General features: G+C 63.5%; 10 protein-coding genes and 1 tRNA gene. 5 read left to right on the forward strand and 6 right to left on the reverse strand.

The genetic code is table 11. From position 1 onward, the window contains the following. Nucleotides 1-270: 270 nt before the first annotated feature. Complete coding sequence (gene ykgO / locus ACXAHG_RS22855; RefSeq protein ID WP_005648635.1) at nucleotides 271-396, reverse strand: type B 50S ribosomal protein L36; 126 nt, start codon at nucleotides 394-396, stop codon at nucleotides 271-273. Between the two features lie 78 nt (nucleotides 397-474). Then, nucleotides 475-549: transfer RNA gene (locus tag ACXAHG_RS22860), tRNA-Val, on the reverse strand. A 162-nt stretch (nucleotides 550-711) separates the two neighbouring features. Here ACXAHG_RS22860 and ACXAHG_RS22865 point away from each other — a divergent pair. Continuing rightward, a complete protein-coding gene (locus ACXAHG_RS22865; RefSeq protein ID WP_475061036.1) occupies nucleotides 712-1,572 on the forward strand; it encodes an N-formylglutamate amidohydrolase in 861 nt (286 codons plus the stop codon). A gap of 18 nt (nucleotides 1,573-1,590) precedes the next feature. Here ACXAHG_RS22865 and ACXAHG_RS22870 read toward each other — a convergent pair whose 3' ends face one another. Then, complete coding sequence (locus ACXAHG_RS22870; protein WP_475061039.1) at nucleotides 1,591-2,844, reverse strand: DNA polymerase IV; 1,254 nt, start codon at nucleotides 2,842-2,844, stop codon at nucleotides 1,591-1,593. Between the two features lie 86 nt (nucleotides 2,845-2,930). On the opposite strand from ACXAHG_RS22870, the gene ACXAHG_RS22875 reads away from it, so the two are divergent. Beyond that, nucleotides 2,931-3,353 (forward strand): NUDIX hydrolase, encoded by a 423-nt coding sequence (locus ACXAHG_RS22875; RefSeq protein WP_475061042.1) that lies wholly within the window; start codon nucleotides 2,931-2,933, stop codon nucleotides 3,351-3,353. A 397-nt stretch (nucleotides 3,354-3,750) separates the two neighbouring features. Here ACXAHG_RS22875 and pyrF read toward each other — a convergent pair whose 3' ends face one another. Then, nucleotides 3,751-4,467, reverse strand: a complete 717-nt coding sequence (gene pyrF / locus ACXAHG_RS22880) for an orotidine-5'-phosphate decarboxylase (protein ID WP_475061044.1) — start codon at nucleotides 4,465-4,467, stop codon at nucleotides 3,751-3,753. A gap of 339 nt (nucleotides 4,468-4,806) precedes the next feature. Here pyrF and clpB point away from each other — a divergent pair, with 339 nt between their 5' ends. Beyond that, nucleotides 4,807-7,425 (forward strand): ATP-dependent chaperone ClpB, encoded by a 2,619-nt coding sequence (gene clpB / locus ACXAHG_RS22885; protein WP_475061047.1) that lies wholly within the window; start codon nucleotides 4,807-4,809, stop codon nucleotides 7,423-7,425. Nucleotides 7,426-8,121: 696 nt separating this feature from the next. Here the strand turns inward: clpB and ACXAHG_RS22890 are convergent. Then, nucleotides 8,122-8,685, reverse strand: coding sequence for a hypothetical protein (locus tag ACXAHG_RS22890; RefSeq protein ID WP_475061049.1), 564 nt, complete (start codon nucleotides 8,683-8,685; stop codon nucleotides 8,122-8,124). A gap of 89 nt (nucleotides 8,686-8,774) precedes the next feature. Beyond that, nucleotides 8,775-9,212, reverse strand: coding sequence for a DUF302 domain-containing protein (locus ACXAHG_RS22895; RefSeq protein WP_475040361.1), 438 nt, complete (start codon nucleotides 9,210-9,212; stop codon nucleotides 8,775-8,777). Between the two features lie 297 nt (nucleotides 9,213-9,509). Between ACXAHG_RS22895 and msrP the strand changes: the two genes are divergently transcribed. Both msrP and msrQ read left to right on the forward strand, forming a co-directional pair. Then, nucleotides 9,510-10,415 carry a protein-methionine-sulfoxide reductase catalytic subunit MsrP gene (msrP, locus tag ACXAHG_RS22900; protein ID WP_475040363.1) on the forward strand — a complete coding sequence of 302 codons (906 nt, stop codon included), beginning with the start codon at nucleotides 9,510-9,512 and terminating at the stop codon, nucleotides 10,413-10,415. A gap of 13 nt (nucleotides 10,416-10,428) precedes the next feature. After that, nucleotides 10,429-11,043: a protein-methionine-sulfoxide reductase heme-binding subunit MsrQ gene (msrQ, locus tag ACXAHG_RS22905; RefSeq protein ID WP_475061052.1), complete on the forward strand. Its 615-nt coding sequence runs from the start codon at nucleotides 10,429-10,431 to the stop codon at nucleotides 11,041-11,043. Nucleotides 11,044-11,253 lie beyond the last annotated feature (210 nt).

The raw sequence follows: 11,253 nt of genomic DNA on the forward strand, positions 1-11,253 counted from the left end.
CACACAAACCCTGACCTCGGTTGCGCTGGGTGGGGTCTATTCCCTCTCCTTCTTTTTTTTTTTTTCCCACACTTCCCCCTCTTTGCTCTCTCCCCCCCCCCTCCCCTCCCCCCCCCCCCCCCCCCAAGGCCGCCAAGTAGCGCCCGGCACCAGCCGGGGGATCTGCGGGTGCGGGAGTACCGCCTTTGCCGAATGCCGCGAAAGCTTGCCCTCAAACGCAAAAAAACCGCATCGGATGATGCGGTTTTCTGCATGTCGCTGGTGCGGATCTTAGCCCTGGCGCGCTTTGAACTTGCGCTGGGTCTTGTTGATCACGTACACGCGGCCCTTACGGCGCACAACCCGGCAGTCGCGGTGCCGGTTCTTCAGCGAACGGAGCGAGTTCTTGACCTTCATGGCCTCTCTCCTTGTCTGCGGCGCGAACCAGCGCCTGGGTTAGCGGGTGCTTGGGCCGGAGCCGAAGCAGTGAATGAATGGTGGGCGATACAAGGATCGAACTTGTGACCCCTTCGATGTCAACGAAGTGCTCTACCGCTGAGCTAATCGCCCACTCTGGCCTGCGCTGCCTCCTGCCCCTTAGAAGTGAAAGGGGCGCGGGGTGCCGCGCCGGTGAGGGGGTCTATAAATAGAGTCGCGCAGAGGTGCAAGAGCTTTTGACCGCAGAAATTTCCGCTCTATGCTGTTTCTTGCAGAAGAAGCACCGGAGCAAGGATGCCTGACACAGCGTTTTCCGTGATTTCGCCGCAGAAACTGGCCTCGGCGGTGGTTTTTGCCTCTCCGCACAGCGGCACGGACTATTCCGATTCCTTTCTGGCACAGTCGATTCTGGGGCGGAAGGCGATCCGCAGCTCCGAGGATGCTTTTGTCGACCAATTGTTTGCCGCTGTGCCCGAATTCGGCGCACCGCTGCTGACGGCGGCGAAGCCGCGGGCCTATCTGGACCTGAACCGGTCGCCCGATGAGCTGGACCCGGCGCTGATCGAAGGCGTGCAGAAGCGGGGGCAGAACCCGCGGGTGGCGTCGGGGCTGGGGGTGATTCCCCGGGTGGTTGCCAATGGCCGCGCTATTTACCGGGGCAAGCTGCCGATGGCTGAGGCGGAGCGGCGGATCCGCTGCTATTGGCAGCCCTACCACACAGCGCTGAAAGGGCTTTTGGAGCAAGCACAGCGGCAGTTCGGCCAGGCGATTCTGGTGGATTGCCATTCCATGCCGCATGAGGCGGTCGAGACAATGGCCCAAGGCAGGTCCGGCAAGCCCGAGGTGGTGCTGGGGGACCGGTTCGGAGCCGCTGCCGCCAGTGAGATTGTCGACCGGATTGAGGCGGCTTTTGCGGCTGCCGGCCTGAAGGTCGCCCGCAACACGCCTTTTGCCGGGGCCTATATTGCCCAGACATACGGCCGGCCATCCCGGCAGCAGCATGCGGTTCAGATCGAAATTGACCGGGCCTTGTATATGGATGAGGCCAATATCCTGCCAAATGCCAATTTCGGCCGGATGCAGGCCCTGCTCCGCCAAGTGGTGGCGGAGATTGCCGCAATCGGGCGCGAAGAGCTGCCGCTGGCGGCGGAGTAGGCGCCGCCGGCCCGCGGGTCAGCGCAGGGCGCGGCCCTTGAGGATCGCGCTTTCGCCGAACCGTTTGCGGATGGCGTCGGTGGCACGCTCTGCTTCCGCCCGCTGGCCTGCTTGGGGATCCAGCAGATCGCCGGTTTCATCGGCCTGCGATTCGGGCACCAGATCCGAGATGCCGCAACCCAAAAGCCGGTAGGGGCCTTCGTTGCCGACCTGATCCAGCAGCCCGCGGGCGGTGCGGTAGATTCGGTCTGCGATCTGGGTCGGGCTGCGCAGGGTGACGCGCCGGGTCAGCGCCGAATGGTTGGCGCGTTTCAGCTTGAGCGTCACCACCCGGCCCGCCAGCTCCCGCGCCTTGGCCCGGTCCGAGACTTTCTCAGCCAGCCGCCACAGGTGGCCGTCGAGCACCTCCAGGCAGGCGGTGTCCTCAAAGAAGGTGGTCTCATTGGAGATCGACTTGATCGGCTCATGCGCAGAGACCCGGCGCCGGTCCTGGCCGCGGGCCAGATGCCACAGCCGGTCGCCCATGGAGCCGAAGCGGCTGTGCAGGGCGTCGCGGTCCCAGCGCAACAGGTCTGAGAAGGTCCGGATGCCGGCCTTATCCAGGTTTTCCTGCGCGGCCGGGCCGATGCCCCAGATCAGCCGCACCGGTTTTTCGCGCAGGAAATCGTCTGTCTCCGCCTTGCCGATCACCGAGAACCCGCGCGGCTTGTCGAGATCAGAGGCAACCTTGGCCAGGAACTTGTTGTGGGAAAGGCCGATGGAGCCGGTCACGCCCAGCTCATCCTTCATGCGTTTGACCAGCCGCGCCAGCATCACTGCGGGCGGTGCGCCATGCAGCTTTTCGGTGCCGGTGAGATCCATGAAGGCCTCGTCCAGCGATAGCGGCTCCACGTCCGGGGTCAGCTCATTCATCATCTTGCGGATTGCGCGGCTGACTTCGACGTAGACGCTCATCCTTGGCTTGATCACCACCGCATCGGGGCAGAGCTTGAGCGCCTGAAACATCGGCATGGCGGAGCGCACGCCGCGGATGCGGGCGACATAGCAGGCGGTGGAGACCACGCCGCGCTTGCCGCCGCCGATGATCACCGGCTTGGTGGCCAGTTCCGGATTGTCGCGTTTTTCGACGCTGGCATAGAAAGCATCGCAATCCATATGGGCGATGGTGAGGGCGAACAGCTCCGCATGCGCCTTGATCCGCGGGCTGCCGCAATGGGGGCAGCGCCGGGCGGAAGGGATCTGGCTCAGGCAGTCTCGGCAGAGGGCGTGCATCGGGCGGTCGCTGATTTCGGACAGGGTAAGTCTAGCTTGCGTCGAAGGCCTTGTCTTTAGCGCGGCAGGTTGCCAAGTGACAGATCATGACAGCATCAGGCGACAATTTTGCCGGCGCAAAGCTGGCGGTGTTTCTAAGGCAGGATCTGCTGGTCATCCAGCGCGATGACAAGCCGGATATTCCCTATCCGGGCCATTGGGACCTGCCCGGCGGCGGGCGCGAGGCGGAGGAAAGCCCGGCGGCTTGTGCGCTGCGCGAGACCTATGAAGAGGTGGGGCTTGTGCTGAAGCCGGATGTGCTGATCTGGTCCAGAGCGTACCAGCGGCCGCACGGGCGGGTCTGGTTCTTTGCCGCGCATCTGCCTGCGGCAGCGGCTGCGGACATCCGGTTTGGCAACGAAGGGCAGGGCTGGGCCTTGATGGCGCCGGAGGCCTATTGCGCGCACCCGCTGGCGGTGCCGCATTTTGCGGAACGGCTGCGGGAATACCTTGCGGTGCGGTCTGTGTGACTGTGGCCTGAAAAGAAAGATCCCCCGCTGGTATGCGGGGGGAAGGTGACGGGTCTCAGGAAGAAAAGCCCGTCTGGGGAGTGTCTCGGTCATAGAATCGCGCAGGCGCCGCTGTTTCGCAAAGAATGCGGGGGCAGCGGGCAGCCAGCGGCAAATCCTGTGTGGTTTTTTGGGCACAGGACGATTTGGCGCAGAACGCCTGGCTCTGGCGGGTTTCTTGAGCGAAATGAGGGAGTTGACGTAGCGTCACTATACTTTTGCGCCATAGCCAGAGGTGGCGGCATATGCTTAGCGCAAAAGATTTATTTCTGCCTAATTTTTAGGCGGAAGCGGCCTGCACCGCCGCCGGCGCAGGCAAATCACACCTGAACGGAGTGTTTCAACTGCGGTTCAGCTGTCAGGCTTGCGTGCCGGCCAGTTCGGCCAGGATGGCTTCAGCCGCAGCGCGGGGGCTTTCGGCCTGCCAGACCGGGCGGCCCACCACGATGTGGTCGGCGCCATCGGCAATGGCATTGGCCGGGGTGGCGACGCGCTTCTGGTCGCCAAGGGCGGCACCGGCGGGGCGGACGCCCGGGGTCACGATCAGCTTGCCCTCCGCCTCGGGCAGGGCGCGGATCAGGGCGGCCTCCTGCGGGCTGGCGATGACGCCGTCAGCGCCGGCGGCAAAGGCATTGCCTGCACGTTCCAGCACCAAGTCCCGCACTGCACCGTCTTTTATCAGCGCGCCATCCAGGTCCTGGCGGTCCAGCGAAGTGAGAATGGTGACGGCAAGGATCTTGAGGTCCTTACCTGAGGCACCTTCCTTGGCGGCGCGCACCACATAAGGGTCGCCATGCACGGTGAGGAAGTCGAGGTCGAACTGCGCCAGGCCGCGCACCGCGTTTTCCACGGTTGCGCCGATGTCGAACAGTTTCATGTCGAGGAAGATGCGCTTGCCGTGTTCCTGCTTCAGCTCATTGGCCAGCGCCAGCCCGCCGCCAGTCAGCATTCCCAGCCCGATCTTGTAAAAAGAGACCGCATCGCCCAGCTGCTCGGCCAGCTTGAGGCCCGCGATTGCATTGGGGACATCCATAGCAACAATCAGGCGGTCGTCGGCGCGCGGGGCTTGGGTCATGGCGGGGTCCTTTGGTGGCGGTTCGGCGTGAAACTGGCGTTTCATACGCAAGGGGCGGCGGTTCGGCAAGGCGCAGCGGGGCGCTCCCGCACCTGAAGCTGCCCCTGCGGGACAGATTGCAGTATTGGGCCGGGCGCCGCGCTGGCGCGGGGCGCGGTTGCGCCCGGTGGCGGCGGGCTGGGTGCAAAGTTGACGCAGGTCAGGGATTTGCTCACCTTTTGCGGAGACTATGGGTTGAAGCGGCGGGATCGCTTCCCAAATTGAACCTTGAGGCCCGGACCGGGGCGTGCCGCCTAGCGGGCGCTGCCAAAGACAGGGCGCTTGATAAAGGAGAGCAAGATGGACTTGAACAAGTTCACGGAGCGTGCACGGGGATTCGTGCAGGCCGCGCAGACCATTGCGATGCGCGAGGGGCACCAGCGGCTGGTGCCGGAGCATATTCTGAAAGCACTGATGGATGATGATCAGGGGCTGGCGAGCAACCTGATCTCCCGCGCGGGCGGCGCGCCTGCACGTGTCGCGGAGGCGGTGGAGGCTGCTGTCGCCAAGCAGCCCAAGGTGAGCGGCGATGCGGCCCAGATCTATCTGGATGGGCAGACCGCCAAGGTGCTGGATGAGGCCGCCAAGATTGCCGAGAAGGCGGGCGACAGCTTTGTCCCGGTTGAGCGTCTGCTGATGGCGCTGTGCATGGTGAAATCCAAGGCGAAGGAGGCCCTGGAGGCCGGCGCCGTCACAGCGCAGAAGCTGAATGAGGCGATCAACGATATCCGCAAGGGGCGCACCGCAGACTCGGCAACGGCTGAGGAAGGCTATGACGCGCTGAAGAAATACGCGCGCGACCTGACCGAGGCGGCGCGCGAGGGCAAGATCGACCCGATCATCGGGCGTGACGAGGAAATCCGCCGCTCGATGCAGGTGCTGAGCCGCCGGACCAAGAACAATCCGGTGCTGATCGGCGAGCCGGGCGTGGGCAAGACGGCGATTGCCGAGGGCATGGCGCTGCGCATCGTCAACGGCGATGTGCCGGAAAGCCTGCGTGACAAGCAGCTCTTGTCGCTGGACATGGGCGCGCTGATTGCCGGTGCGAAATACCGCGGCGAGTTCGAGGAACGCCTGAAGGCGGTGCTGACCGAGGTCACTGAGGCCGCGGGCGAGATCATCCTGTTCATTGATGAGATGCACACGCTGGTCGGGGCAGGCAAATCGGATGGCGCGATGGATGCGGCCAACCTGATCAAGCCGGCCCTGGCGCGCGGCGAGCTGCACTGTGTCGGCGCGACCACGCTGGATGAATACCGCAAATATGTGGAGAAGGACGCAGCGCTTGCCCGCCGCTTCCAGCCCGTCATGGTGACCGAGCCGACGGTGGAGGACACCGTGTCGATCCTGCGCGGCATCAAGGAGAAGTACGAGCTGCACCACGGGGTGCGGATTGCCGATGCGGCGCTGGTTTCGGCGGCGACGCTGTCGAACCGCTATATCACCGACCGCTTCCTGCCGGATAAGGCGATTGACCTGGTGGATGAGGCGGCCTCGCGCCTGCGGATGCAGGTGGACAGCAAGCCTGAGGCGCTGGATGCGCTGGACCGGCAGATCCTGCAGATGCAGATCGAGGAAGAGGCGCTGAAGCTGGAGGATGATGCGGCCTCCAAGGACCGGCTAACGACGCTGCAGAAGGAACTCTCGGACCTGCAGGAGCAATCCGCCGAGATGACCGCGCAGTGGCAGTCGGAACGGGACAAGCTGGCCTCGGCCCGCGACCTGAAGGAGCAGCTGGACCGTGCCCGCGCCGATCTGGAGATCGCCAAGCGGGAGGGCAATCTGGCCCGCGCAGGCGAGCTGTCTTATGGCGTGATCCCGGAGCTGGAGAAGCAATTGGCGGATGCCGAGGGCCGCGAGGAAAAGGGCCTGATGGTCGAGGAAGCCGTGCGGCCTGCGCAGATCGCCGAGGTGGTGGAGCGCTGGACCGGCATTCCGACCTCCAAGATGCTGGAGGGCGAGCGCGAGAAGCTGCTGCGCATGGAAGATGAGCTGCACCGCCGGGTGATCGGCCAGAATGCGGCTGTCACCGCCGTTGCCAATGCGGTGCGCCGGGCGCGCGCTGGCTTGAACGACGAGAACCGGCCGCTGGGTTCCTTCCTGTTCCTCGGGCCGACCGGCGTTGGCAAGACGGAGCTGACCAAGGCGGTTGCCGGTTTCCTGTTCGACGATGAGCACGCGATGGTGCGCATTGATATGTCGGAGTTCATGGAGAAGCATTCGGTCGCCCGTCTGATCGGCGCACCGCCGGGCTATGTCGGTTATGACGAGGGCGGGGTGCTGACCGAAGCCGTGCGCCGCCGCCCCTATCAGGTGGTGCTGTTCGACGAGGTCGAAAAGGCGCATCCGGATGTGTTCAACGTGCTGTTGCAGGTGCTGGATGACGGCATGCTGACCGATGGGCAGGGCCGCACCGTGGACTTCAAGCAGACGCTGATCATCCTGACCTCGAACCTTGGCGCGCAGGCGCTGAGCCAGCTGCCCGAGGGTGCCGACGCGGCGGACGCACGGCGCGATGTGATGGATGCGGTCAAGGCGCATTTCCGGCCCGAGTTCCTGAACCGCCTGGATGAGACCATCATCTTTGACCGTCTGGCGCGTGCCGATATGGATGGCATTGTCGAGATCCAGCTGGCGCGGCTGCTGAAACGGCTGGCCGGCCGCAAAATCGGGCTGGAGCTGGACGAGGCCGCCAAGACTTGGCTGGCGGATGAGGGCTATGACCCGGTGTTCGGCGCCCGGCCCCTGAAGCGGGTGATCCAGCGTGCCCTGCAGAACCCCCTCGCCGAAGCGCTGCTGGGCGGTGAGATCAAGGACGGCGACACCGTCCCGGTTTCGGCTGGCAGCGACGGGCTGATCATCGGTGACCGGCTGGGAACGTCAGAGAGGCCCAGGCCAGACGATGCCGTGGTGCATTGAGGGGTAGAGATTGAGGAAAGCCCGCCAGAGATGGCGGGCTTTCCAAAAAAGGCGCTTTTGGGGTTTGCCTTGGTGATCGGGTATGTCTCTGAATCTTTATCGTTGGGATTGGCGCAATAGAAAACTGCGCCCCCGGCCAAAGCCCACAGAAGGTGGGCTCCTAGTGAGAGAACCTCAATTTCGGTGTTCATGTGGTTGTTGGACCAATAGGCCGCCACAGGAGGAAGAAACAGGAAAGCAAAGGCGCGGAAGGCAGCGGCCAGCCGCTTTCCGGCATCCTGTGAAACCGATAGAATGTGAGTGGTAATAATGTTGGCAGCGTGGCCGCCAGCAATAATCCCAACCCACATACTGCCGAAAAACAAAAAAGTCCCCATGCCCTGCCGTATCTCTCCGTCACGGATGAGCGCGAGCGGCAGGATGATAAAAGGAGCAGTGCCAACCCAAGGCAGCCACTTCGACCTTTTTAGTTTGCTGAGAAACTCAAACCACATTCCGCTCAGCTAACATGATGAAGAGCATCAGCAAAGCGATGGCGGGCATTGGGGCAGCGCAGCGGATTGCTTTGGATGGGTACAGGCCTTTGGCCCGGGCCAGCGCCCGTCCCGACCCCACGGGTCGGGCGCTTCACGCCCAACCCTCGGGCCGGACGCTGGCAGCGCTTTTTCACTGACCGGGCCGAATCTGGGACAAGTTTTACTCCACCGCTTCCTTCGCCACCCGCCGCTCGTACTTCCGGCGCAGCACCTTCAAACGTGGCTCCCAGTCATACCGGGGGTCTTCGGTGGTCTCTGACCAGAAAAGCTTGCCGCCATAGCGCCAGGGGTCGAGCACGATGCCCTCGTAGATGCCGTCCCCTTTAGCGGCAATTACCGCGGTCGAGTGGTCGATGCGGAAATCGCTTTTCGGCTCGGCAATGGCGCGCAGCATCGTGAGGGTCTGGAAATTCTCTTGATTGAGCCGCGCCTGCATGTCCTCCGCGTAATGCACGCAGATGCCGCGCTCCTTGACGCCGCTGTTCACCAGCGTGTTGTGGATGATCGGCGAGGTGGTGACATTATACTGCTCGGCCAGCCGGGCAGAGTGGCTATAGGCGATCTCAGCCGCGCGGGCGGCTTCATCCGGGTCCACGCCAGCATCCAGCGACTGGATGGCAAGGGACAGCGCCTCGACATCGTTTCGGGTTGCGGTGGGGCCTGCGCTGCAGCCGGCCAGCACGGCGGCCGCCAGCAGCATCAGGGAAGCAAAGAGGGATTTCATGTCTATCTGCCCGTGCCGGAATTTCTGTTTCCGGCCAGCATAGCCAAAGCCGCCGTGCTGCGCAGCGGGGAAAATCGGCAGGCGGCGGCTTATTCCTCGATTGCTTCGGTCACAATGCCGTCAAGCAGCTCCTGAACGGCCTGCATCTCGCCCTCGGGAAAGGCGCGGAAGCCGATGGTGACGCTGGCGGCGCCGGGGCGCTGGGCGACAAAGATGTCATAGGGGCAGAAGGTGATGTTCATCGGGTTGGCCTCCATCACCTGCCGCGACAGTTTGGCGGAGCAGAAGGAGAACACCTGGGCATCTTCGAACAGCACGACGTCAGAGCCCACATCGGCCCGGGTGCGTTCCAGCATGTCGCCCACATGGCTGATGTGGTCGACCCGCAGCCCCCGGTTGGTGATGGCGTTCTCCAGCCCGAAGACGACGTCATCGAAGGAAAGAGGCGTGGTGTAGCTGACCATCTCCTGCGCGCTGGCGGGATGGATGAACAGCGCAAGAACTGCTGCGGCGGCACGCGTTTTCATGAAATCTCTCCTGACGCTGAAACGGGGTGCGGGGCGGGTGGAAACGGGGCTGACATATCGTGATTTTTGCATGGGTCGAACATATCTTCCAGCAGGAAAAATGCCGCGGCCCCGGCCCTGGTCTTGCCCCTGCACCCGGCCCTGGCGCCGGCGCGGCTGTGCCGGCCCCGGGTTTACGCGGGATGAAGAAAGAGCTGCTACGTTACAGATCTCTCGCGCAGTCGTTACAGGATATGTTTTGGGTTTTGCGCACGGGACCGTTACCTGAAGAGAGACCCGAATTATCAGGAGACGCAGATGGCGCGCCGCTGGACCAATGACTTGACCCTTGCAGATGCAACCCCGGAGGCCGCGTTCTGGAACCGCCGCCAGATCATGGCGGGGCTGGCGGGCACCGGTCTGGCCGCGGCGCTGGGCACTGGCGCGCACGCGGAAGAGGCGCTGGAGCCCAATACCTGGGACGAGGTGACCAATTACTGCAACTTCTATGAGTTTGGCACCGGCAAGGGGGATCCGTCCAAATACGCGGACCGGATGACCACCCGGCCCTGGAGCGTCAGGATTGACGGGCTGGTGGACAAGCCGGGCGACTATTCCTTTGAGCAGATCCTGGGCGAGATGACGCTGGAGGAGCGCATCTACCGCTTCCGCTGTGTCGAGGCCTGGTCGATGGTGGTGCCCTGGCAGGGGTTTGAGCTGGCCGACCTGCTGAACCTGGCGGGCGTGCAGGACGGCGCCAAATATGTGGCGTTCGAAACCCTCTACCGCCCGTCCGAGATGCCCGGCACCGCCTATAAGGTGCTCGACTGGCCCTACCGCGAAGGGCTGCGCCTGGATGAGGCGATGCACCCGCTGGCCATGATGGCGACGGGCATCTTCGGCAAGCCGCTGCCCAATCAGAACGGCGCGCCGCTTCGGCTGGTGGTGCCGTGGAAATACGGTTTCAAGTCGATCAAGTCGGTGGTGCGCATCACCCTGACCGATCAGGAGCCGCCGGCCAGCTGGAACGTTGCCAACCCCCGCGAGTACGGCTTCTATAGTAATGTGAACCCCAATGTCTCGCATCCGCGCTGGAGCCAGGCCAGCGAGCGCCGCATCGGCGGCGGTCTGTTTGCCAGCCGCCAGCCGACGCTGATGTTCAACGGCTATGAGGCCGAGGTCGCCTCCATGTATGACGGCATGGATCTGGCGGAATATTTCTGAAGGGGTCTGAGTGATGGGATCCGTGAACCAGCTGCTGCGCCGCCTGCCGGTTTGGGCGGTGTACTTGATCGGGGCGCTGCCGGCGCCCTGGCTGTTCTATCAGGGGCTCACCGGCGGGCTTGGGGTGGAGCCGATCAAGGCGCTGGAGCATGAATACGGCGAGCTGGCGCTGCAGCTGCTGATCCTGACGCTGGCCGTTTCACCTGCCCGGCACCTTTTGGGTCTGAACCTGATGAAATTCCGCCGGGCGATCGGTCTTTTGTGCTTCTTCTATGTGCTGTGCCACCTGCTGGTCTGGCTGGTCCTGGATGTGCAGATCCTCGGGCAGATCCTCGCGGACATTGCCAAACGGCCTTACATCACCATCGGCATGGGGGCTTTTGTCCTGATGCTGCCGCTGGCGGCGACCTCCAACAACCTGTCGGTCCGCAAGCTGGGCCGCAACTGGCCAAAGCTGCACCGCCTGACTTATGCGGCCGGCCTGCTGGGGGCCATTCACTTTGTGCTGCTGGCAAAAGGGTTCCAGCTGGAGCCGCTGGTCTATCTTGCCTTGGTGCTCTTGCTTCTGGCGCTGCGCCTGCCCGGGGCGCGTCAGCTGAAACTGACACCCCTGTCCCGCAGCACGTAGTTTGAATTCAGGGCGATTGGTTCTTTTAAAGGCGCCGCGTTACCGCGGCGCTTTTTTTGTTTGTGGCAGTGTCGTTGGCCGTTTGGGTCTGCCCCGGGGTATTTTTGGCAAGAGGAAGGGGGGGGGCTGCGATTCCTTATGCTTGGATTCTCTGATTCAGCTGTCCGGTTCTGTGGATAAGGGGTGCGAGTCTGTGGGTAAGCCGGGGTG

Source organism: Leisingera sp. ABD4_442, from assembly GCF_056160905.1.

Excerpts from the sequence above, each read along its gene's own strand:
- ACXAHG_RS22865 (WP_475061036.1), top strand. The coding sequence starts at position 712 with ATGCCTGACACAGCGTTTTCCGTGATTTCGCCGCAGAAACTGGCCTCG.
- ACXAHG_RS22870 (WP_475061039.1), bottom strand. The coding sequence starts at position 2,844 with ATGCACGCCCTCTGCCGAGACTGCCTGAGCCAGATCCCTTCCGCCCGG.
- clpB (WP_475061047.1), top strand. The coding sequence starts at position 4,807 with ATGGACTTGAACAAGTTCACGGAGCGTGCACGGGGATTCGTGCAGGCC.
- ACXAHG_RS22875 (WP_475061042.1), top strand. The coding sequence starts at position 2,931 with ATGACAGCATCAGGCGACAATTTTGCCGGCGCAAAGCTGGCGGTGTTT.
- ACXAHG_RS22895 (WP_475040361.1), bottom strand. The coding sequence starts at position 9,212 with ATGAAAACGCGTGCCGCCGCAGCAGTTCTTGCGCTGTTCATCCATCCC.
- ACXAHG_RS22890 (WP_475061049.1), bottom strand. The coding sequence starts at position 8,685 with ATGAAATCCCTCTTTGCTTCCCTGATGCTGCTGGCGGCCGCCGTGCTG.
- msrQ (WP_475061052.1), top strand. The coding sequence starts at position 10,429 with ATGGGATCCGTGAACCAGCTGCTGCGCCGCCTGCCGGTTTGGGCGGTG.
- pyrF (WP_475061044.1), bottom strand. The coding sequence starts at position 4,467 with ATGACCCAAGCCCCGCGCGCCGACGACCGCCTGATTGTTGCTATGGAT.
- msrP (WP_475040363.1), top strand. The coding sequence starts at position 9,510 with ATGGCGCGCCGCTGGACCAATGACTTGACCCTTGCAGATGCAACCCCG.
- ykgO (WP_005648635.1), bottom strand. The coding sequence starts at position 396 with ATGAAGGTCAAGAACTCGCTCCGTTCGCTGAAGAACCGGCACCGCGAC.